Below are 21,088 nucleotides of genomic sequence, written 5' to 3' on the forward strand. Positions count from 1 at the left end.
AGGCACGCCCGCCCCGACCGGCCCCTTTGAGGACTCCCCACATGTACAAGCTGTTCTTCCGGCTGCTCTTCAAGCGGATGGACCCGGAACAGGCGCACCACCTCGCCTTCCGCTGGGTCCGCGCCCTCGCCCGCGTCCCCGTCCTGCGCACCTTCGCCGCCGCCGCGCTCGCCCCCCGGCATACGGAACTGCGCACCGAGGCCCTCGGCCTGCGCATGCACGGCCCCTTCGGGCTCGCGGCCGGCTTCGACAAGAACGCGGTCGGCATCGACGGCCTGTCGATGCTCGGCTTCGACCATGTCGAGATCGGCACCGTCACCGGCGAGGCCCAGCCCGGCAATCCGAAGCAGCGGCTGTTCCGGCTGGTCGCCGACCGCGCCCTGATCAACCGCATGGGCTTCAACAACGAGGGCTCCCTCGCCGTCGCCGCCCGGCTCGCCTCCCGGCGCCCGGTCTTCCGTACGGTCGTCGGCGTCAACATCGGCAAGACCAAGGCCGTCGCCGAGGCGGACGCCGTCGCCGACTACGTGAAGTCCGCCGAGCGGCTCGCCCCGCACGCCGACTACCTCGTGGTGAACGTCTCCTCCCCGAACACCCCGGGTCTGCGGAACCTCCAGGCCACCGAGGCGCTGCGCCCGCTGCTGAGCGCCGTGCGCGAGGCCGCCGACCGCGCCACCGGGGACCGCCGCGTCCCGCTCCTGGTGAAGATCGCCCCCGACCTGGCGGACGAGGACGTCGACGCCGTCGCCGACCTCGCCGTGGAACTCGGTCTTGACGGCATCATCGCCACCAACACCACCATCGCCCGCGAGGGCCTCGGCCTGCGCTCCGCGCCCTCGCTGGTGAAGGAGACCGGCGGCCTGTCCGGCGCCCCGCTGAAGGCACGCTCCCTGGAGGTGCTGCGCCGCCTGTACGCGCGCGTGGGTGACCGCATCACCCTGGTGGGCGTCGGCGGCGTGGAGACCGCCGAGGACGCCTGGCAGCGCATCCTGGCCGGCGCCACCCTGGTCCAGGGCTACAGCGCCTTCGTCTACGAGGGCCCCTTCTGGACCCGCGCCGTCCACAAGGGCCTCGCCGCCCGGCTGGCCGCCAGCCCCTACGCCACCCTCGCCGACGCGGTCGGCGCCGATGTCAGGAACTCCGCATGAGCGAGCCTTTCGGTACCCGTCTGCGCCACGCCATGGACGAGCGCGGCCCGCTGTGCGTCGGCATCGACCCGCACGCCTCGCTGCTCGCCGACTGGGGCCTGAACGACGACGTGAACGGCCTGGAGCGGTTCAGCCGCACCGTCGTGGAGGCGATCGCCGACCGGGTCGCCGTCATCAAGCCGCAGAGCGCGTTCTTCGAGCGGTTCGGCTCGCGCGGTGTCGCCGTCCTGGAGCGCACGGTGGCCGAGGCCCGCGCGGCGGGCGCCCTGGTCGTGATGGACGCCAAGCGCGGCGACATCGGCTCCACCATGGCCGGGTACGCGGAGGCGTTCCTGCACAAGGACGCCCCGCTGTTCTCGGACGCGCTCACCGTCTCCCCGTACCTCGGCTACGGCTCGCTCGCCCCGGCGTTCGAGCTGGCCCGCGAGAACGGCGCCGGGCTGTTCGTGCTCGCGCTGACCTCCAACCCGGAGGGCCCCGAGGTGCAGCACGCGGTCCGCGCGGACGGCCGTACGGTCGCCGCGACCGTGCTGGGCCACCTCGCCGCCGAGAACGCGGGTGCCGAGCCCCTCGGCTCCTTCGGCGCGGTCGTCGGCGCCACCGTGGGCGACCTGTCCTCCTACGACCTCGCCATCAACGGCCCGCTGCTCGCCCCCGGCGTCGGCGCGCAGGGCGCGACCCCGGCCGACCTTCCGGCGGTGTTCGGGCGGGCCGTGGGCAATGTGGTGCCGAACGTCAGCCGGGGTGTGCTGCGGCACGGTCCCGGCATCGAGGCGCTGCGGGCGGCCACCGGGACCTTCGCCACGGAGATCCGGGCCGCCGTCGCGGGTGTCTGAGCACGGCGGACGGGCTCGACCGGGGGTCCGAGAGACGAATACATCCCCGAATCATGGGCAGTATGCCGGAAAAGTCCGGCCTCACGGAGGCTGACCAGGACTTTTCCGCTGTTCTCGCTGACTCCGGCGAACTTGCCCGCTAGTCTCCGAGCAGTGAGAGCGGGCGAGCGTGTTGCTCGTCGCTCCCCAGGTGTGGGGCGACTAGGTTCCTCACCGGTCCGTATCCGACAGTTCGACATCCGAGGTGACGTAGGCGTGGCTCTTCCGCCCCTTACCCCTGAACAGCGCGCAGCCGCGCTCGAAAAGGCCGCCGCGGCTCGCCGGGAGCGGGCCGAGGTCAAGAATCGACTCAAGCACTCCGGCGCCTCGCTGCACGAGGTCATCAAGCAGGGCCAGGAGAACGAGGTCATCGGCAAGATGAAGGTCTCGGCCCTGCTGGAGTCCCTGCCGGGCGTGGGCAAGGTCCGCGCCAAGCAGATCATGGAGCGTCTGGGCATCTCCGAGAGCCGCCGTGTCCGCGGTCTCGGTTCCAACCAGATCGCTTCCCTGGAGCGTGAGTTCGGCAGCACCGGCTCCTGAGTCCGGGCGCTGCCCGGACCGGAGTCCCGGACACTCCGGGATTGCTGGAATAATCGCTGCATGGCTGGAACATTCCGGGGGACGTCCCCCGTACCCCCGGACGCACGTCCGCGGCTGACCGTGCTCTCCGGCCCCTCCGGGGTCGGTAAGAGCACGGTCGTCGCCCATATGCGCAAGGAACACCCCGACGTCTGGCTGTCGGTGTCCGCGACCACCCGCAAGCCGCGCCCCGGCGAGGAGCACGGCGTCCACTACTTCTTCGTCAGTGACGAGGAGATGGACAAGCTGATCGCCAACGGCGAGCTGCTGGAGTGGGCCGAGTTCGCCGGCAACCGCTACGGCACGCCCCGCGCGGCCGTGCTGGAGCGGCTGGAGAAGGGCGAGCCGGTGCTGCTGGAGATCGATCTCCAGGGCGCCCGTCAGGTCCGCGAGTCGATGCCCGACGCCCAGCTGGTGTTCCTGGCCCCGCCCTCCTGGGAGGAGCTGGTGCGCAGGCTCACCGGTCGCGGCACCGAGTCGCCCGAGGTCATCGAACGCCGGCTGGAGGCGGCCAGGACGGAACTGGCGGCCGAGCCCGAGTTCGACGTGACCCTGGTCAACACCTCCGTCGAGGACGTGGCCGCGGAGCTGCTAGCCTTGATGGACGTTGTGTGATCGTGACCGCCGTCCGTCAATCGGACCCACCGGTCGCGGCGATTCTCACCGACTGAATCTTTCCCACCCATCGGAAGGCAGAGCGTGTCCTCTTCCATCACCGCGCCCGAGGGCATCATCAACCCTCCGATCGACGAGCTCCTCGAGGCCACCGACTCGAAGTACAGCCTCGTGATCTACGCGGCCAAGCGTGCCCGCCAGATCAACGCGTACTACTCGCAGCTCGGTGAGGGTCTCCTCGAGTACGTCGGTCCGCTCGTCGACACCCACGTCCACGAGAAGCCGCTGTCGATCTCCCTGCGGGAGATCAACGCCGGTCTGCTGACGTCCGAGGCCATCGAGGGCCCGGCCCAGTAGTTCCTTCTGGTTGCGGTCGTACTTTCAGATCGCGGCTGACTTATCCACAGGCCCGGCAGTCACCCTGCCGGGCCTGTGGTGTGTCATGGGTGTCATAGGTTCTCGAAGGTTCTCGAAAGTCCGGGGAGAGACGGTGGACAAGCCGAAGGTCGTACTGGGCGTCAGCGGTGGCATCGCGGCGTACAAGTCCTGTGAGCTGCTCAGACGGTTCACCGAGTCGGGCCATGACGTGCGGGTGGTGCCGACCGCCTCCGCGCTGCACTTCGTCGGCGCCGCCACCTGGTCCGCGCTGTCGGGCAACCCGGTCTCCACCGAGGTCTGGGACAGCGTGCACGAGGTCCCGCACGTCCGCATCGGCCAGCACGCCGACCTCGTGGTCGTCGCGCCCGCCACCGCCGACCTGCTCGCCAAGGCCGCGCACGGCCTCGCCGACGACCTGCTCACCAACACGCTGCTCACCGCGCGCTGCCCGGTGGTCTTCGCCCCGGCGATGCACACCGAGATGTGGGAGCATCCCGCCACCCAGGAGAACGTGGCCACCCTGCGCCGCCGGGGTGCGGTCGTCATCGAGCCCGCCGTCGGCCGCCTCACCGGCGTCGACACCGGCAAGGGCCGGCTGCCCGACCCGGCGGAGATCTTCGAGGTCTGCCGCCGGGTACTGACGCGGGGTGTGGCCGAGCCCGACCTCGCGGGCCGCCATGTGGTGGTCTCGGCGGGCGGTACCCGTGAGCCGCTCGACCCGGTGCGCTTCCTCGGCAACCGCTCCTCCGGCAAGCAGGGCTACGCCCTCGCCCGGACCGCCGCCGCGCGCGGGGCCCGCGTGACATTGGTCTCGGCCAACGCCGAGCTGCCCGACCCGGCGGGCGTGGACATCGTGCGCGTCGGCACCGCCGTCCAGCTGCGCGAGGCGGTGCTCAAGGCCGCGGCCGACGCCGACGCCGTGGTCATGGCCGCCGCCGTCGCCGACTTCCGCCCGGTCGCCTACGCGAGCGGGAAGATCAAGAAGAAGGACGGCCAGGAGCCCGAACCGGTCGCCCTGGTGCGCAACCCGGACGTGCTCGCGGAGGTCGCCGCCGAGCGCGCCCGTCCCGGCCAGGTCGTCGTCGGCTTCGCCGCCGAGACCGACGACGTGCTCGCCAACGGCCGCGCCAAGCTGGCCCGCAAGGGCTGCGATCTGCTCGTGGTGAACGAGGTGGGGGAGCGCAGGACCTTCGGCTCGGAGGACAACGAGGCCGTCGTCCTCGGTGCCGACGGCACCGAGACGGCCGTTCCGCACGGACCGAAGGAAGCCCTCGCCGACATCGTCTGGGACCTGGTGGCGGCCCGGCTGAGCTGAACCGGCTGGGCCGTACGGGACGGTCATTTTCGGCCACCCGGAGTCTTTTTTTCATACCGCGATGGCGCGTGGCGGCTCTGGTCAACGCCACGCAGCAGCGTGCAGAATGCCTGTGCCGCAGGTCACAGCGTTCTCGCTGGTCGAGAACGGGTGGCCTTGTGGGCAGGTGCGACCGATAAACTGTTCACGGACGACGTTGGGCGCAGCTCCCGACGTGGTCCTTCAATGATCAGACAGCAGCCGCTGCAACCCCAGGGAGCGTTGTGTCCCGTCGCCTGTTCACCTCGGAGTCCGTGACCGAAGGTCACCCCGACAAGATCGCTGACCAGATCAGCGACACCATTCTCGACGCGCTGCTCCGCGAGGACCCCTCGTCCCGCGTCGCCGTCGAGACGCTGATCACCACCGGCCTGGTGCACGTGGCCGGCGAGGTCACGACCAAGGCTTACGCGCCCATCGCCCAGCTGGTGCGCGAGAAGATCCTGGAGATCGGCTACGACTCCTCCAAGAAGGGCTTCGACGGCGCCTCCTGTGGCGTCTCGGTGTCCATCGGCGCGCAGTCCCCGGACATCGCGCAGGGCGTCGACACGGCGTACGAGTCCCGTGTCGAGGGCGATGAGGACGAGCTGGACAAGCAGGGCGCGGGCGACCAGGGCCTGATGTTCGGCTACGCGACGGACGAGACGCCGACGCTGATGCCGCTGCCGATCTTCCTGGCGCACCGCCTGTCCAAGCGCCTCTCCGAGGTCCGCAAGAACGGCACCATCCCCTACCTGCGCCCCGACGGCAAGACCCAGGTCACCATCGAGTACGACGGCGACAAGGCCGTCCGCCTCGACACCGTCGTGGTCTCCAGCCAGCACGCCTCCGACATCGACCTCGAGTCGCTGCTCGCGCCCGACATCCGCGAGTTCGTGGTCGAGCCCGAGCTGAAGGCCCTGCTGGACGAGGGCATCAAGATCGACACCGAGGGCTACCGCCTGCTGGTCAACCCCACCGGCCGTTTCGAGATCGGCGGCCCGATGGGCGACGCCGGTCTCACCGGCCGCAAGATCATCATCGACACCTACGGCGGCTTCGCCCGCCACGGTGGCGGCGCCTTCTCGGGCAAGGACCCGTCCAAGGTGGACCGCTCGGCCGCGTACGCGATGCGCTGGGTCGCCAAGAACGTCGTGGCGGCGGGCCTCGCCTCGCGCTGCGAGGTCCAGGTCGCCTACGCGATCGGCAAGGCCGAGCCGGTCGGTCTCTTCGTGGAGACCTTCGGCACCGCCAAGATCGAGCCCGAGAAGATCGAGAAGGCCATCGACGAGGTCTTCGACCTCCGCCCCGCCGCGATCATCCGCGACCTCGACCTGCTGCGCCCGATCTACGCCCAGACGGCGGCCTACGGCCACTTCGGCCGTGAGATCCCCGACTTCACCTGGGAGCGCACGGACCGCGTCGACGCCCTGCGCAAGGCCGCCGGCGTCTGACCCGAACCGCGAGAACCGAGGCCCGGCGTCCCCGAAGGGGAGCCGGGCCTCGGCATGCTCCGGGCGTCACGGCGGGCGGTGTTGTCAGTGGGGTTTGGTAAGAATGCAAGCGTGAGCAGCGAGAACGGGCCGGGGGACGGCGGGGCCGAGGGGCCGCCGCCGGAGCAGCTCGCGCTCATCCGGGAGAGCGTGCGCGGCGCCGACGTACCGCGCGCCAAGCCGCGCACCTGGCGCGGGGCCGCGCTCGCCAAGGACCGGCCCGTGGCCCGGGTGCTCGTCGACAAGGGCGTGCTCCACCTCGACCGCTACTTCGACTACGCCGTGCCCGAGGAGCTGGACGCCGACGCACAGCCCGGCGTGCGGGTCCGCGTACGGTTCGGCGCCGGACGGCACCGGGTGCGGGACGGACGCCGCGAGGGCGGCGGCCTCATCGACGGCTTCCTGATCGAGCGGCGGGCCGAGTCCGACTACGCGGGCCCGCTGGCCGCCCTCGCCCAGGTCGTGTCCCCGGAGCCGGTGCTGAGCGAGGAACTGCTCGGACTCGCCCGCGCCGTCGCCGACCGGTACGCGGGCAGCCTCGCCGACGTGCTGCAACTGGCCGTGCCGCCGCGCAGCGCCCGCGCCGAACGCCGCGCCTCCCCGGAGCCCCTCCCGGCGCCCCCGGCCCCGGAGGCGGGCACCTGGGCCCGCTACGAGCACGGTCCCGCCTTCCTCGACGCCCTGGCCTCCGGCGGTTCGCCCCGGGCGGTGTGGAACGCCCTGCCGGGACCCGAGTGGAGCGAGGAGACCGCCCGCGCCGTCGCCGCCACCCTCGCCTCGGGACGCGGCGCGCTGGTCGTCGTCCCCGACGGGCGGACCGCCGCGCGGGTCGACGCCGCGCTGACCGAGCTGCTCGGCAAGGGCCGCCACGCGCTGCTCACCGCCGACGCCGGACCCGAGAAGCGGTACGCGCAGTGGCTCGCGGTACGGCGCGGCTCCGTCCGCGCCGTCGTCGGCACCCGCGCCGCCATGTTCGCCCCCGTACGGGACCTGGGCCTCGTGGCCATCTGGGACGACGGCGACGACAGCCACAGCGAACAGCACGCCCCCCAGCCGCACGCCCGCGACGTCCTGCTGCTGCGCGCCTCGCTGGACAAGTGCGCCTTCCTGGTCGGTGGTTGGAGCTGCACGGTGGAGGCCGCACAGCTCGTCGAGACCGGCTGGGCGCGGCCCCTGACCGCCGGCCGCGACCAGGTCCGCCGGGCCGCCCCACTGGTACGGACCGTCGGCGACGGCGACCTCGCGCGCGACGAGGCGGCCCGCGCCGCCCGCCTGCCCAGCCTCGCCTGGCAGGCCGTCCGGGAGGGTCTGAAGACCGGCCCGGTGCTGGTGCAGGTGCCCCGGCGCGGGTACGTGCCGCGCCTGGCCTGCGCCCAGTGCCGGGCGCCCGCGCGGTGCGCGCACTGTGCCGGGCCGCTCCAGGCGCAGGACGCCGGGGCGCTGCGCTGCGAGTGGTGCGGGCGGGAGGAGCACTCCTGGCACTGCCCCGAGTGCGGCGGCTTCCGGCTGCGGGCCCAGGTCGTCGGCGCGCGCCGGACCGCCGAGGAGCTGGGGCGCGCCTTCCCCGCCGTCCCCGTACGCACTTCCGGCCGCGAGCATGTCCTCGACACCGTGCCGGACGCGCCCGCGCTGGTCGTGAGCACACCGGGCGCCGAGCCGGTCGCCGAGGGCGGCTACGCGGCCGCGCTGCTGCTCGACGGCTGGGCGATGCTCGGCCGGCCGGACCTGCGCTCCGGCGAGGACGCGCTGCGCCGGTGGATCGGGGCGGCCGCGCTGGTACGGCCGCAGGGGGAGCGGGGGACCGTGGTGGTCGTGGCCGAGCCGACGCTGCGGCCCGTGCAGGCGCTGGTGCGGTGGGACCCCGTCGGGTTCGCGGTGCGCGAGCTGGCCGAGCGGGCCGAACTGGGCTTCCCCCCGGTGTCGCGGATGGCCGCCGTGTCCGGGACGCCCGAGGCGGTCGCCGAGTTCCTCGCCGCCGTCGAATCGCCCCCGGACGCCGAGGTGCTGGGCCCGGTGCCGCTGCCCCCGACCCTGCCCGGCCGCCCGCGCAGGCCCGGCGCGCCACCGCCGGGGGAGCAGTGGGAACGGGCGCTGATCCGGGTACCGCCCGGCAGCGGCTCCGCGCTGGCCGCCGCCCTCAAGACGGCCCAGGCGGCCCGGATGGCCCGCGGCAGCGCGGAGCCGGTCCGGGTGCGGGTCGACCCGCCGGACATCGGCTGAGGCCCTGTCCGGGCATACGAACGCCCTCCCGGTCGGTGCCGGGAGGGCGGGGTGGGGCCGGTTCAGCCGTTGCGCGGGCCGGGGAAGGCGGGGGGCCTCGGGTCGTCGCGCAGCGTGGGGCTGCCCGTCGGCTGGGTCGGCATGGAGCGGGCCGCCGGGACGGTCGGCATGCCGGTGTTGATGGTGCGGGTGCCCGAGGGCTCGGTGGCCCGCTCGGCCTCGGCCGCGGCCTGGGCGGCGGCCCGGCGGGCGCCGTAACGGCGGTGCACGGCCTGCTTGGTGACGCCGAGCGCGGAACCCACCGCGTCCCACGAGAAGCCGAGCGAGCGGTCGAAGTCCACCGCCGCCGTCACCAGGGTCTCGACGCTGTCCCGGAGTTCCTGGGCGAGGCGGACCGTCGGGGCGGGGGCGCGTCCGTAGACGACGAAGCCGGTGGACGGGCCGGAGCGGCGGGGGCGGTAGACGTTGCCGAGCTGGGCGGTGAGGGTGCGCAGTGCGTCCACCTGCCGGCGGACCCGCTCGATGTCCCGCACCAGCAAGTGCAGGCTGGCACGGGCCTGGGCGTCGTGGGTTGCGTGGTCGGCCATGAACAAGCCTCTCGAACCGGCGTTGAAAGGAAGTGGGCGGCTGAAGCGGCCCGAGGTGGTCAACTCTCTCTTGACCAACGCGTGGACGCTCCGCTGGTCACGGGGTGGGGGCGTGCGGAGTGTGTTTGTACGCCGGGGTCTCCCACCGCGCACCACCCGTTTGCTGTTGGTCGAGGGGCGGACAACATGTGGGGGCCGATCGCCGTCGCCGGCCGACGGTCGTCGTGGCCGCAGGCAGTCATAGACTTGTCCGCTGCCCGTCCGCCGCCGATCGAGAGGCTCGATCCCGCCCATGAAGCTCGTCTTCGCCGGTACCCCCGAGGTCGCCGTTCCCGCCCTGGACGCTCTGATCGCCTCCGGGCGGCACGAGGTGGCCGCCGTCGTCACGCGGCCCGACGCGCCCGCCGGGCGGGGCCGCAGGCTGGTCGCCTCGCCCGTGGCCGAGCGGGCCGAGGAGGCCGGGATCGAGGTGCTGAAGCCGGCCAGTCCCCGCGACCCGGCGTTCCTGGAGCGGCTGAAGGAGATCGGCCCGGACTGCTGCCCGGTCGTCGCCTACGGCGCCCTGCTGCCCCGCGTCGCCCTCGACATTCCCGCCCACGGCTGGGTCAACCTGCACTTCTCGCTGCTGCCCGCCTGGCGCGGAGCGGCGCCCGTGCAGCACTCGATCATGTCGGGCGACGAGATCACCGGCGCCGCCACCTTCCTCATCGAGGAGGGCCTGGACTCCGGCCCGGTCTACGGCACCGTCACCGAGGAGATCCGCCCCACCGACACCAGCGGCGACCTGCTCACCCGGCTCGCCTTCGCCGGGTCCGGGCTGCTCGTCGCGACCATGGACGGCATCGAGGACGGCGCCCTGAAGGCCGTACCGCAGCCGGCCGACGGCATCACCCTCGCGCCGAAGATCACCGTCGAGGACGCCCAGGTCGACTGGGCGGCGCCGGCGCTGCGGGTCGACCGGATCGTGCGCGGCTGCACGCCCGCGCCCGGCGCCTGGACCACCTTCCGCGGCGAGCGGCTCAAGCTCGTCCAGGCCGCGCCCGTGCCCGACCGCACCGGCCTCGCCCCGGGCGCGCTCGCCGTCGGCAAGAACAGCGTGCACGTGGGCACCGGCTCGTACGCCGTCGAGCTGCTGTGGGTGCAGGCCCAGGGCAAGAAGCCGATGCGGGCCGCCGACTGGGCGCGCGGGGCCCGTATCGCCGAGGGCGAGACGCTCGGCGGCTGACACCCCGCGAGTGGGGGGTGACGGTCCGCCGACGTACGCTGGTGATCGCACCCCCCTCTGCACATCCGGAGCACCTTTCTCGTGAGCGAGCAGTCCCGTCGGCCGCACCGGCCCGCCAAGCCCTACCGGCGCCCCCAGAAGGACCCCGTCCGCGTCCTCGCCTTCGACGCGCTGCGCGCGGTGGACGAACGGGACGCCTACGCCAACCTCGTGCTGCCCCCGCTGCTGCGCAAGGCGCGGGAGAACGGCGACTTCGACGCGCGGGACGCCGCCCTCGCCACCGAGCTGGTCTACGGCACGCTGCGCCGCCAGGGCACGTACGACGCGATCATCGCCCGGTGCGTCGACCGGCCGCTGCGCGAGGTGGACCCGCCGGTGCTCGACGTCCTGAACCTGGGTGCGCACCAGCTGCTCGGGACCCGTATCCCCACCCACGCCGCCGTGTCGGCCTCGGTCGAGCTGGCCCGCGTGGTGCTCGGCGACGGGCGGGCCAAGTTTGTCAACGCCGTGCTGCGCAAGATCGCCCAGCACGACCTGGACGGCTGGCTGGAACTGGTCGCGCCGCCCTATGACGAGGACCCCGAGGACCATCTCGCCGTCGTCCACTCCCACCCCCGCTGGGTCGTCTCCGCGCTGTGGGACTCCCTCGGCGGCGGCCGCGCGGGCATCGAGGAGCTGCTCGCGGCGGACAACGAGAGGCCCGAGGTCACCCTCGTCGCGCGGCCCGGCCGGTCCACCACCGAGGAGCTGCTGACCGAGGACGCCGCCGTGGCCGGCAACTGGTCGCCGTACGCGGTGCGGCTCACCGAGGGCGGCGAGCCGGGCGCGGTGGAGGCCGTGCGCGAGGGACGGGCCGGTGTGCAGGACGAGGGCAGCCAGCTCGTCGCCCTCGCCCTCGCCAACGCGCCCCTGGAAGGCCCCGACGAGAAGTGGCTCGACGGCTGTGCCGGCCCCGGCGGCAAGGCCGCGCTGCTGGCCGCCCTCGCCGCCGAACGCGGCGCCACGCTCCTCGCCTCCGAGAAGCAGCCGCACCGCGCGGGCCTGGTGGCCAAGGCGCTGGCGGGCAACCCCGGCCCCTACCAGGTGATCACCGCCGACGGCACCCGCCCGCCGTGGCGCTCCGGCACCTTCGACCGCGTACTGATGGACGTCCCCTGCACCGGCCTCGGCGCCCTCCGCCGCCGTCCCGAGGCCCGCTGGCGCCGCCGCCCCGAGGACCTGGAGAACTTCGCCCCGGTCCAGCGCGCCCTGCTGCGCACCGCCCTGGACTCCGTCCGCGTCGGCGGAGTGGTCGGCTACGCGACGTGCTCCCCGCACCTGGCCGAAACCCGCGCGGTGGTGGCCGACCTCCTCAAGCAGCACCCCGAAGCCGAACTCATCGACGCCCGCCCCCTCCTCCCCGGCGTCCCCGACCTCGGCGAGGGCCCGGACATCCAACTCTGGCCCCACATCCACGGCACGGACGCGATGTACCTGGCCCTGATCCGCCGCACGGCGTGAGGCATAGTTCCGGGCGCCCTTGAAACCCCGCTTGGGGCAGCCAAACCAGGGGCGCCCGGAACGGCGCGACAAGCCCCAGCGGGCCCGCACCCGAACAACAACCACACCTCCCACGGCCCGACGCCGCTCCCCCCGGAGGGGCATGGCAGGCTTGGGGGCATGGCCGCGCAGATCAACCCCAGCATCCTGTCCGCAGACTTCGCCCGCCTCGCCGACGACGCGAAGGCGGTCGAGGGCGCCGACTGGCTCCATGTCGACGTCATGGACAACCACTTCGTCCCGAATCTCACGCTCGGCACCCCGGTCGTGGAGTCCCTGGCCCGCGCCACGGACATCCCGCTGGACTGTCACCTGATGATGGAGGACCCCGACCGCTGGGCCCCGCAGTACGTGGAGGCGGGCGCCTCCTCGGTGACCTTCCACGTGGAGGCCGCCCACGCCCCGATCCGGCTCGCCCGTGAGATCCGCGCCAAGGGTGCCCGCGCCGCCATGGCCCTGAAGCCCGCGACGCCGATCGAGTCGTACGAGGACATGCTCCCCGAGCTGGACATGCTGCTGATCATGACGGTCGAGCCGGGCTTCGGCGGGCAGGCGTTCCTCGACATCACGCTGCCCAAGATCCGCCGCACCCGCGAGCTGATCGCCAAGCACGGCCTCCAGATGTGGCTCCAGGTCGACGGCGGTGTCTCGGCCGAGACGATCGAGCGGTGCGCGGAGGCCGGAGCGGACGTCTTCGTGGCCGGATCGGCCGTGTACGGGGCCGAGGACCCGGCCGAGGCGGTGCGGGCACTGCGCGCGCAGGCGGACCGGGCGATCGCTGATTCGTCCTGGGCGTGCGGCCACTGAGCCACGCCGAGGTGAACGGTTGAGAGAAGGCCACCCATCAGGGCGGATCCGCGGCGCCGGATCTGCGAGGATGAACGGCGAATCCAGAGTGTGAACAGCAGTGAGGAGATCGCCGTGTCGGGTATGTCGGCGGGCCGGTCAGCCATGCGGATGGGGCCCGCTGAGCTGGTGCAGGCGGCGGCCATGGCCCGCCGCTTCTACCTGGAGGGCAAGTCCAAGATCCAGATCGCGGAGGAGTTCGGCGTCAGCCGCTTCAAGGTGGCCCGGGTCCTGGAGACCGCCCTCGAACGGGATCTCGTACGCATCGAGATCCGCGTCCCGGCCGAACTGGACGCCGAGCGCTCGGACGCGCTCCGTGCCCGGTACGGCCTCAGACACGCCGTCGTGGTCGAGTCCCCGGCCGACGCCGAGGAGACCCCCGACCCGGAGAACCTGGGCGAGGTCGCCGCCGACCTGCTCGGTGAACTCGTCGACGAGGGCGATGTCCTCGGCCTCGCCTGGGGCCGCTCCACCATCCACATGGCGGCCGCGCTCGACCGGCTGCCGCCGTGCACGGTGGTGCAGCTGACGGGCGTGTACGACGCCGGGACGGCGGAGCGCGGCTCCGTCGAGGCCGTCCGCCGCGCCGCCCAGGTGTCCGGCGGCGACGCCCACCCCATCTACGCGCCGATGCTGCTGCCGGACGAGGCCACCGCCGCCGCCCTGCGCAACCAGACCGGGATCGCCCGCGCCTTCGAGTACTTCGACAAGGTCACGGTCGCCTGCGTCTCCATCGGCTCCTGGGAACCGGGCATCTCCACGGTGCACGACATGCTCAGCGACGAGGAGCGCGCGCACTACGCCTCGCTCGGTGTCGCCGCCGAGATGTCCGCGCACCTCTTCGACGCCGACGGCCGCCGCATCGGACGGGACCTGGGGGAGCGGTGCATCACGGTCAAGACCGACCAGCTGCGCCGTATCCCGGAGGTCGTGGCCATCGCGGGCGGCCAGCGCAAGGGCCCGGCGATCGACGCGGTGCTGCGCTCCGGGCTGGTCACCAGCCTGGTGACGGACACCTCGGCCGCTGACTACCTGCTCACCGCGGGCCCCACACCGAAGCCCGCGCTCAGCCGCGCGGACCCGGACGGGGTCTGAGCCCGGGCGGGGCGGAATCCGGCGGAACGCTGCCACGGCGGGCGGGCCGTGGCAGCATCTGCGGCATGCTGTCGCGGTTCGTCCCCCAGATCCTCCAAAGAAGCAGAGGCCGGGCGCCCCTGCGCCTGCTCGCCGGTGTGCTCGCCGTCCTCGGTGTCCTGCTGGCCGGCTGCGCCGGGCCGGACACGGCCACCGAGCCGCCGGCCGCCTCGCGGAAGGCCAGTCCCGCCACCTCGGCCCCGGCGTGGGCCAAGGGCATGGCCACCGTCCCCGAGTCCCGGCTGCCCGCCGAGGCCCGGCGGACCCTCGCCCTCATCGACAAGGGCGGCCCCTACCCGTACTCACGGGACGGGATCGTCTTCGGGAACTTCGAGAGGCATCTCCCGGGGCACCCGCGCGGCTACTACCACGAGTACACCGTGCCCACCCCCGGCGTCGGCAGCCGGGGTGCCCGGCGCATGGTCACCGGGGACGGCGGGGAGTTCTACTACACCGATGATCATTACAACTCGTTCCGGGCGGTGCTGAGATGAGTGAAGACCTTGTCGACCGGTACGCGGTCACCCTCGACCTCAAGGGGGTCCGCGACAAGGCCGGACTGATGGACCAGGTCGTGAACGCGCTGAACCTGCCCGACTGGTTCGGCCGCAACTGGGACGCCCTGCTGGACTCCCTCTCCGACACCACCGTCTGGCCCCCGGCCGCCATCGAGCGCGGGCTGCTGGTCGTCGTGCGGAACTGGGAGCCGTTCGCCGAGCTGAACGGGCAGGAGTGGCGCATCGCGCGGGACGTGTTCTCCGAGGCGGTCGACCGCACCTCCTTCCTCGACGTGATGCTCGCCCTTGGAGGAACCTCCGAGCTGTGACCCGGTGTCCCTGGAGGTTCAGCGGGGGCATGATCAGGCCCCTGGCATGGGAGAATGAGGTACGTGCTCTTTCCCCCTGGCGCACCCGTCAGGGGGTCACCTCTGATCGACCGGGATGTGCGGCACGTGCGTTTCCTCAATGACATCCAGCCCGCCTACGACCTGACGTACGACGACGTCTTCATGGTGCCGAGCCGTTCCGCGGTCGGCTCGCGGCAGGCGGTGGACCTCGGCTCTCCCGACGGCACCGGCACCACCATTCCGCTGGTCGTCGCCAACATGACCGCCATCGCGGGGCGCCGGATGGCGGAGACGATGGCCCGGCGCGGCGGCCTGGTGGTCATCCCGCAGGACATTCCCGACGACGTGGTCGCCGAGGTCGTCGCCTGGGTGAAGAGCCGTCACCTCGTGCTGGACACCCCGATCGTGCTGTCCCCGCACCAGACCGTCGCCGACGCGCTGGCCCTGCTGCCCAAGCGGGCGCACAACGCCGGGGTCGTCGTGGACGCCGACTACCGCCCCGTCGGTGTCGTCACCGACCAGGACCTCAGCGGGGTCGACCGCTTCACCCAGCTCGAAGTGGTCATGTCCCGCGACCTGCTGCTGCTCGACGCCGGCATCGACCCGCGCGAGGCGTTCAACACCCTGGACGCGGCCAACCGCCGTTACGCCCCGGCCGTCGACGCCGAGGGCCGTCTCGCGGGCATCCTCACCCGCAAGGGCGCCCTGCGCGCCACCCTGTACACCCCGGCGGTGGACGCCGACGGCAAGCTGCGCATCGCGGCGGCCGTGGGCATCAACGGCGACGTGGCGGGCAAGGCCAAGCAGCTGCTCGACGCGGGCGTGGACACCCTCGTCATCGACACCGCGCACGGCCACCAGGAGTCGATGATCAACGCGGTCCGCACCGTGCGCGCCCTCGACCCGCAGGTGCCGATCGTCGCGGGCAACATCGTCTCCGCCGAGGGCGTCCGCGATCTGATCGAGGCGGGCGCCGACATCATCAAGGTCGGTGTCGGACCGGGCGCGATGTGCACCACCCGGATGATGACCGGCGTGGGCCGCCCGCAGTTCTCCGCCGTGCTGGAGTGCGCGGCCGAGGCGAAGAAGTACGGCAAGCACGTGTGGGCCGACGGCGGCGTCCGCCACCCGCGCGACGTGGCCATGGCCCTCGCGGCCGGTGCCTCCAACGTCATGGTCGGCTCCTGGTTCGCGGGCACCTACGAGTCGCCCGGCGACCTTCAGCAGGACGCCAACGGCCGCCTGTACAAGGAGTCGTTCGGCATGGCGTCCGCGCGCGCGGTGCGCAACCGCACCTCCGAGGAGTCGTCGTACGACCGCGCCCGCAAGGGGCTCTTCGAGGAGGGCATCTCCACCTCCCGCATGTTCCTCGACCCGGCCCGGCCGGGCGTGGAGGACCTGGTCGACTCGATCATCGCGGGCGTCCGCTCCTCCTGCACCTACGCGGGCGCCGGCTCGCTGGAGGAGTTCGCGGACAAGGCCATCGTCGGCATCCAGAGCGCGGCCGGGTACGCCGAGGGCATGCCCCTGCACGCCAGCTGGAGCTGACCCCGCACACGCGGTGACCTGGGAGCTCTCCAGGTGTGGGGACGGGTGGGGCTCGTGTTCTACTTCGTAGGAGAAGTGACCGAACCGAAGAAGTGAACCACCCCCTGTGCTGAACGATCTCGACGAACGCATCGTGCACGCCCTCGCCGAGGACGCCCGCCGCTCCTACGCGGACATCGGGCAACTGGTCGGCCTGTCCGCACCCGCCGTGAAGCGGCGCGTGGACCGGCTGCGGGCCACCGGAGCCATCACCGGATTCACCGTCCGCGTGGACCCGGCGGCCCTCGGCTGGGAGACGGAGGGGTACATCGAGATCTACTGCCGCAGCAACACCTCGCCGGAGACCATCCTGCGCGGTCTGGAGCGCTACCAGGAGGTCGTGGCCGCCTCCACCGTCACCGGGGACGCGGACGCCATCGCCCAGGTCTTCGCCTCCGACATGCGCCACTTCGAGCGGGTCCTGGAGCGCATCGCCGGGGAACCCTTCGTGGAGCGGACCAAGTCGGTGCTGGTGCTCTCGCCGCTGCTGCGGCGCTTCTCGTCGGGTGCGCCGGGCTGATCGCGGGGCCGGGCTACCTACGGTAACCATTGCGCTCCCCGGAGCGATCCCGTAGGTTGTCCGGCACTTTCTACCGACTGGTAACCGGCAGGTGATCCATGCGTTGGCCCGTCTGCCGTCCCCGTACCGTCCGCGCCCGCATCATCGCCCTCGCCCTGGCTCCGGCCCTCGCCCTGACCGTGCTGTGGAGCTTCGCCATGGTCTCCGTCACCGGCGAGTTACGGGCCCTGATCCGGCTCCAGGGGGTGTACGAGGACTACGGCACCCCCGTGGACACCGCGATCGGGCAGATCCAGATCGAGCGCCGGATGTCCGCCGCCTACCTCGGCGACCCGCGCGCGACCGCACCGGCGGCCGCCCTCCTCGCCCAGCAGCGCCGCACCGACCGCGCGGTCACCGCCATGCGGCGGGCCATGGCGAGCGGCGACCGGGACCGGCTCACCGCCCGCCAGCGCCGGGCCCTGGACACCATGGTCACGGCCACCACGAAGCTGGAGGCGCTGCGCCGCGACGTGCTGTCCCGGCGGATCGGCTGGGACCGGGCCGTCACCCGGTACAGCGCCCTGGTCGAACCGGGCTTCGCCGTCCAGTCCGCGCTCACCGCCCTCCAGGCCGGACAGCTCGCCCGCGAATCCCAGACCGTCATCGAGCTCGTGCGGGTAAGGGAGTTCGTCTCCAGGGAGGACGCTCTGGTCGCCGGGGCACGGGCGGCCGGCACCCTGACCGCGGCCGAGTACGGCCTGCTGACCGCCACCATCGAGGACCGCCGCCTCTTCGAGCGGACCTACGCACCCGACCTCCCCGCCGACTCCCGCGCCCTGTACGAGAAGTTCCGCGACGGCGACCTGCACCGGGCGCTGGAACGCGCCGAGGACGCGCTGCTCACCGCCGGGGTCGGGGGCGCGGACCAAGCCGTCGCCGCGGACACCTGGCGGTCGGTCGCGGACCGGGCCGTGCACAGCTACATGCGGCTGTGCTCCAGCGCCGCCGAGCACTCCGCCGCACGCGGACGCGCCTTCGCCTACCGGGAGTTGACCAAGGCCGCCGTCGTCGGGGCGGTCGGACTGGCCGCCGCGTCGCTCTCCCTGTGGCTCGCGGTACGCGGCGCCCGGCGCGTCTCCCGCCGGCTGGAGAACCTGCGCGACGCCGCCGACCTGCTCAGCACCCGCCAACTCCCGGACGTGATGCGGCGCCTGAGCGCCGGTGAACAGGTCGACGCGGCCGCTGAGGCCCCGCCGCTGACCGTCGACGAGGTGCGCGACGACGAGATCGGCCAGGTCGGCCGCTCCTTCAACACCGCCCGGCTCGCCGCCGTGGAGGCCGCCGTCCATCAGGCCACCCTGCGCCGGGGCCTGTCCGCGGTCCTGCTCAACATCGCCCGCCGCAACCAGGCGCTCGTACACCGGCAGCTGAAACTCGTCGACACCCTGGAGCGCCGCACCGACGACCCGGACATGCTGCGTGAGCTGTTCCGGATCGACCACCTCACCACCCGGATGCGCCGCCACGCGGAGAGCCTGATCATCCTCTCCGGCGCGGCACCCGGCCGCCGCTGGCGCGGGCCCGTACCGGTCGCGGACGTGGTCGCCTCGGCGGTCGGCGAGATCGAGGCGTACACCCGCGTGGTCGTGCCGCCGATGCCGGGGGCCGGGATCGCGGCCGACGCCGTCGCCGACGTGGTGCACCTGCTCGCCGAACTGCTGGAGAACGCCACCCTGTTCTCGCCCCCGCACACCGAGGTCACCCTGCGCACCGAGCACGAGGACGGCCGGCTCGTCCTGCGGGTCGACGACCGGGGCCTCGGTCTCGACGCCGGACAGCGCGAAGAGGCCCAGCGCACCCTGCGCGACCCGGACGCCTTCGACCCCACCCGGCACGACCGGCTCGGCCTGTACGTGGTCGGCCGCCTCGCCGCCCGGCACGGCATCGAGGTGAGCCTCGGGGAATCCCCCTACGGAGGCACGACCGCCACGGTGCGGCTCCCCGCAGGGGTACTGGCGGCCGTCGAACACGCCGGGGCCCGGCCCTCGGGCCGGGCGGCGACGGCACCGCAGAGCCCCCGCAGACCGGTACGCGCGCCGGTACCGGTGTCCGGCACCCCCGGCACCGCCGCGCTGCCCACCCGCACCCGGCAGGCGTCGCTCGCACCGGAACTCCGCACCGACCCGCCGCCCACCGACGACGCCCCGCTCGGCGCGGCCGACCCCGAGGAGATGCGGGCGCTGTTCGCCGCCTTCCAGCGGGGCCTGCACGACGGCCGCAACGGCCTGCCCGCCGACGCCGGCGCCCGCAATCCCGCCGACGTCAACGCCGACGAAGGGACGGACACCGACGATGTACGGTGACGATCTGAACCCGGAGAACCCGGCCGTGCCCCAGGGCGCGCCCGGCACCGACCTGGGCTGGCTGCTCGACGATCTCGTGTCGCGCACCGAACACGTCCGCCAGGCCGTGCTCCTCACCGCCGACGGGCTGCCGCTCAGCAGCTCCGACGGCATGCGCCGCCGCGACATCGAGCACCTGTCCGCCGTCTGCTCGGGCCTCCAGGGGCTCGCCGACTCGGCGGGGGAGCGGTTCGCCTCCGGCGAGGTCCGGCAGACCATGGTCATGCTGGAGGACGCCTACCTCTTCATCACGCCCGCCGGACACGGCAGCCGGCTCGCCGTGCTGTGCGAGGCCCGCACCGACGTGGGGCAGCTCGCCCACGAGATGGCCCTCCTCGTCCGCCGCCTCGGCCGCCATCTGGACGCCGCGGCCCGCTCGGCGCCGTGACCGGCGGTGGACGAGGAGTTCTGGTACGAGGAGGACACCGGGGCGATGGTCCGCCCCTACACCGTGACCCGAGGCCGCACCCGGCCCTCGGACCGGCACGCCATCGACCTGATGTCACGGGTCACGGCACTGGAGCCCGGCCCGGACGGCCCCGGCGTCGACCACGCCCGCGCGGCGCTGCTCGGCCATGTCCGGCGGGGTCCGCGCCCGGTGGTCGAGCTGGCGGCCGACGCCGACCTGCCCCTCACCGTCGTCCGCGTGCTCCTCGGTGACCTCGCCGAACAGGGCCTGATCCGCATCGACGCGCCCCGCCGCCTCCCGGTCCACGACGCCGCCGACCCCGAACTGCTGCGGGAGATCGTGCGCCGACTGCGCGAGCTGTAGTTGTTTCTACGCGCGTGCATCCAGGGCAGGCGCAATGAATCGCCGCTTCCGGCCGCGTCGACGCAATGAACCGCCCACCGGCGCGCAACAGGTGCTTCTTGTCCGGGTGAGCGCGCCGACCGTACCGTCTTACTGGCTTCTCGATGCCACCCGAACCCCCATTTTTCCGGTGAGGATCACCCATGCGCACCGCCCTGCTCCAGAGCTCCGGCCACCCCGGCTCCGTCGTCGAGAACCTCAAGGTCCTCGACGAGGCCGCGGGCCGCGCCGCCGAGGCGGGCGCCGGGCTGCTGGCCGCACCGGAGATGTTCCTGACCGGGTACGCCATCGGCGGCGACATCCCGCACCTCGCCGAGCCCGCCGACGGCGACTCGGCCGACGCCGTCGCCGACATCGCCGCCCGGCACGGCCTCGCCATCGCCTACGGCTACCCCGAGCGCGACGGCGACACCGTGTACAACTCCGCCCAGCTCATCTCCGCCGAGGGCGCCCGTCTCGCCAACTACCGCAAGACCCACCTCTTCGGCTGCTTCGAGCGCGACCACTTCACCCCGGGCGAGCAGCCGGTCGTCCAGACCGAGCTGAACGGCCTGACCGTGGGCCTGATGATCTGCTACGACGTCGAGTTCCCGGAGAACGTACGCGCCCACGCGCTGGCCGGCACCGACCTGCTGATCGTGCCGACCGCGCAGATGCACCCGTACCAGTTCGTGCCGGAGTCGATGATCCCGGTGCGCGCCTTCGAGAACCAGATGTACGTGGCCTACGTCAACCGGGTCGGCCGTGAAGGGGAGTTCGAGTTCGTCGGGCTGTCCACGCTGGCCGGCCCCGACGGTGTCGCCCGGGTCCGCGCCGGGCGCTCCTCGGCCCAGCTGGTGTTCGCCGACGCCGACCCGGCCTTCCTGGCCGCCTCCCGTGAGGCCAACCCGTACCTGAACGACCGCCGCCCCGGCCTGTACGGGTCCCTCACCCGCACCGCCTGAACCTCCCGCCCCCCTCTTCAGTT

General features: G+C 73.0%; 21 protein-coding genes. 20 read left to right on the top strand and 1 reads right to left on the bottom strand.

From position 1 onward, the window contains the following. Positions 1-41 precede the first annotated feature (41 nt). From ACIGA3_RS20285 to ACIGA3_RS20320, 8 genes are all read left to right on the top strand, one after another. Positions 42-1,148 carry a quinone-dependent dihydroorotate dehydrogenase gene (locus ACIGA3_RS20285; protein WP_399717360.1) on the top strand — a complete coding sequence of 369 codons (1,107 nt, stop codon included), beginning with the start codon at positions 42-44 and terminating at the stop codon, positions 1,146-1,148. Continuing rightward, on the top strand, positions 1,145-1,984 hold the full coding sequence (pyrF, locus tag ACIGA3_RS20290; RefSeq protein WP_399717363.1) for an orotidine-5'-phosphate decarboxylase: 840 nt from the start codon (positions 1,145-1,147) through the stop codon (positions 1,982-1,984). Before ACIGA3_RS20285 ends, pyrF begins: the two co-directional genes overlap by 4 nt. A gap of 255 nt (positions 1,985-2,239) precedes the next feature. After that, entirely contained in the window at positions 2,240-2,563 is a 324-nt protein-coding gene (locus tag ACIGA3_RS20295; protein ID WP_030810589.1) for an integration host factor, read from the top strand. Between the two features lie 60 nt (positions 2,564-2,623). After that, the gene (gene gmk, locus ACIGA3_RS20300; protein WP_399717366.1) at positions 2,624-3,217 is read left to right on the top strand and encodes a guanylate kinase; all 594 of its coding nucleotides are present in this window, start codon (positions 2,624-2,626) and stop codon (positions 3,215-3,217) included. An 84-nt stretch (positions 3,218-3,301) separates the two neighbouring features. After that, entirely contained in the window at positions 3,302-3,574 is a 273-nt protein-coding gene (gene rpoZ / locus ACIGA3_RS20305; RefSeq protein ID WP_039649019.1) for a DNA-directed RNA polymerase subunit omega, read from the top strand. Between the two features lie 133 nt (positions 3,575-3,707). After that, entirely contained in the window at positions 3,708-4,910 is a 1,203-nt protein-coding gene (gene coaBC / locus ACIGA3_RS20310) for a bifunctional phosphopantothenoylcysteine decarboxylase/phosphopantothenate--cysteine ligase CoaBC (protein WP_399717370.1), read from the top strand. Between the two features lie 263 nt (positions 4,911-5,173). Next, positions 5,174-6,382 carry a methionine adenosyltransferase gene (gene metK, locus ACIGA3_RS20315; RefSeq protein WP_399717373.1) on the top strand — a complete coding sequence of 403 codons (1,209 nt, stop codon included), beginning with the start codon at positions 5,174-5,176 and terminating at the stop codon, positions 6,380-6,382. A 111-nt stretch (positions 6,383-6,493) separates the two neighbouring features. Next, on the top strand, positions 6,494-8,641 hold the full coding sequence (locus ACIGA3_RS20320; protein WP_399717375.1) for a primosomal protein N': 2,148 nt from the start codon (positions 6,494-6,496) through the stop codon (positions 8,639-8,641). Positions 8,642-8,703: 62 nt separating this feature from the next. Here the strand turns inward: ACIGA3_RS20320 and ACIGA3_RS20325 are convergent, their stop codons facing one another. Beyond that, positions 8,704-9,228: a hypothetical protein gene (locus tag ACIGA3_RS20325; RefSeq protein WP_399717377.1), complete on the bottom strand. Its 525-nt coding sequence runs from the start codon at positions 9,226-9,228 to the stop codon at positions 8,704-8,706. Positions 9,229-9,520: 292 nt separating this feature from the next. On the opposite strand from ACIGA3_RS20325, the gene fmt reads away from it, so the two are divergent. From fmt to ACIGA3_RS20385, 12 genes are all read left to right on the top strand, one after another. After that, the gene (gene fmt, locus ACIGA3_RS20330) at positions 9,521-10,453 is read left to right on the top strand and encodes a methionyl-tRNA formyltransferase (protein ID WP_399717380.1); all 933 of its coding nucleotides are present in this window, start codon (positions 9,521-9,523) and stop codon (positions 10,451-10,453) included. 81 nt (positions 10,454-10,534) lie between these two features. Next, positions 10,535-11,953, top strand: a complete 1,419-nt coding sequence (locus tag ACIGA3_RS20335) for an RsmB/NOP family class I SAM-dependent RNA methyltransferase (protein WP_399717382.1) — start codon at positions 10,535-10,537, stop codon at positions 11,951-11,953. Positions 11,954-12,112: 159 nt separating this feature from the next. Continuing rightward, a complete protein-coding gene (rpe, locus tag ACIGA3_RS20340; protein ID WP_399717385.1) occupies positions 12,113-12,799 on the top strand; it encodes a ribulose-phosphate 3-epimerase in 687 nt (228 codons plus the stop codon). Between the two features lie 90 nt (positions 12,800-12,889). Continuing rightward, positions 12,890-13,933: a sugar-binding transcriptional regulator gene (locus tag ACIGA3_RS20345; RefSeq protein WP_399717386.1), complete on the top strand. Its 1,044-nt coding sequence runs from the start codon at positions 12,890-12,892 to the stop codon at positions 13,931-13,933. A gap of 65 nt (positions 13,934-13,998) precedes the next feature. After that, on the top strand, positions 13,999-14,466 hold the full coding sequence (locus tag ACIGA3_RS20350; protein ID WP_399717389.1) for a ribonuclease domain-containing protein: 468 nt from the start codon (positions 13,999-14,001) through the stop codon (positions 14,464-14,466). After that, on the top strand, positions 14,463-14,798 hold the full coding sequence (locus ACIGA3_RS20355) for a barstar family protein (RefSeq protein ID WP_399717392.1): 336 nt from the start codon (positions 14,463-14,465) through the stop codon (positions 14,796-14,798). Before ACIGA3_RS20350 ends, ACIGA3_RS20355 begins: the two co-directional genes overlap by 4 nt. Before the next feature lie 126 nt (positions 14,799-14,924). Next, positions 14,925-16,367, top strand: a complete 1,443-nt coding sequence (locus ACIGA3_RS20360) for a GuaB1 family IMP dehydrogenase-related protein (RefSeq protein ID WP_399717394.1) — start codon at positions 14,925-14,927, stop codon at positions 16,365-16,367. Positions 16,368-16,473: 106 nt separating this feature from the next. Beyond that, on the top strand, positions 16,474-16,926 hold the full coding sequence (locus tag ACIGA3_RS20365) for an Lrp/AsnC family transcriptional regulator (protein WP_030810550.1): 453 nt from the start codon (positions 16,474-16,476) through the stop codon (positions 16,924-16,926). 98 nt (positions 16,927-17,024) lie between these two features. Next, on the top strand, positions 17,025-19,271 hold the full coding sequence (locus ACIGA3_RS20370) for a nitrate- and nitrite sensing domain-containing protein (RefSeq protein WP_399717398.1): 2,247 nt from the start codon (positions 17,025-17,027) through the stop codon (positions 19,269-19,271). Continuing rightward, positions 19,261-19,698: a roadblock/LC7 domain-containing protein gene (locus ACIGA3_RS20375; protein ID WP_393915410.1), complete on the top strand. Its 438-nt coding sequence runs from the start codon at positions 19,261-19,263 to the stop codon at positions 19,696-19,698. The genes ACIGA3_RS20370 and ACIGA3_RS20375 overlap by 11 nt, the downstream gene beginning before the upstream one ends. 6 nt (positions 19,699-19,704) lie before the next feature. Then, entirely contained in the window at positions 19,705-20,082 is a 378-nt protein-coding gene (locus ACIGA3_RS20380; RefSeq protein ID WP_399717401.1) for a DUF742 domain-containing protein, read from the top strand. Positions 20,083-20,264: 182 nt separating this feature from the next. Continuing rightward, entirely contained in the window at positions 20,265-21,065 is an 801-nt protein-coding gene (locus tag ACIGA3_RS20385; protein ID WP_399717404.1) for a carbon-nitrogen hydrolase family protein, read from the top strand. Positions 21,066-21,088: the final 23 nt, after the last annotated feature.

This window comes from Streptomyces sp. NPDC085596 (assembly GCF_044541565.1).
Lineage (GTDB): Bacteria > Actinomycetota > Actinomycetes > Streptomycetales > Streptomycetaceae > Streptomyces.

Excerpts from the sequence above, each read along its gene's own strand:
- ACIGA3_RS20350 (WP_399717389.1), top strand. The coding sequence starts at position 13,999 with ATGCTGTCGCGGTTCGTCCCCCAGATCCTCCAAAGAAGCAGAGGCCGG.
- ACIGA3_RS20325 (WP_399717377.1), bottom strand. The coding sequence starts at position 9,228 with ATGGCCGACCACGCAACCCACGACGCCCAGGCCCGTGCCAGCCTGCAC.
- gmk (WP_399717366.1), top strand. The coding sequence starts at position 2,624 with ATGGCTGGAACATTCCGGGGGACGTCCCCCGTACCCCCGGACGCACGT.
- fmt (WP_399717380.1), top strand. The coding sequence starts at position 9,521 with ATGAAGCTCGTCTTCGCCGGTACCCCCGAGGTCGCCGTTCCCGCCCTG.
- ACIGA3_RS20355 (WP_399717392.1), top strand. The coding sequence starts at position 14,463 with ATGAGTGAAGACCTTGTCGACCGGTACGCGGTCACCCTCGACCTCAAG.
- ACIGA3_RS20375 (WP_393915410.1), top strand. The coding sequence starts at position 19,261 with ATGTACGGTGACGATCTGAACCCGGAGAACCCGGCCGTGCCCCAGGGC.
- pyrF (WP_399717363.1), top strand. The coding sequence starts at position 1,145 with ATGAGCGAGCCTTTCGGTACCCGTCTGCGCCACGCCATGGACGAGCGC.
- ACIGA3_RS20285 (WP_399717360.1), top strand. The coding sequence starts at position 42 with ATGTACAAGCTGTTCTTCCGGCTGCTCTTCAAGCGGATGGACCCGGAA.
- rpe (WP_399717385.1), top strand. The coding sequence starts at position 12,113 with ATGGCCGCGCAGATCAACCCCAGCATCCTGTCCGCAGACTTCGCCCGC.
- ACIGA3_RS20370 (WP_399717398.1), top strand. The coding sequence starts at position 17,025 with ATGCGTTGGCCCGTCTGCCGTCCCCGTACCGTCCGCGCCCGCATCATC.
- ACIGA3_RS20385 (WP_399717404.1), top strand. The coding sequence starts at position 20,265 with ATGCGCACCGCCCTGCTCCAGAGCTCCGGCCACCCCGGCTCCGTCGTC.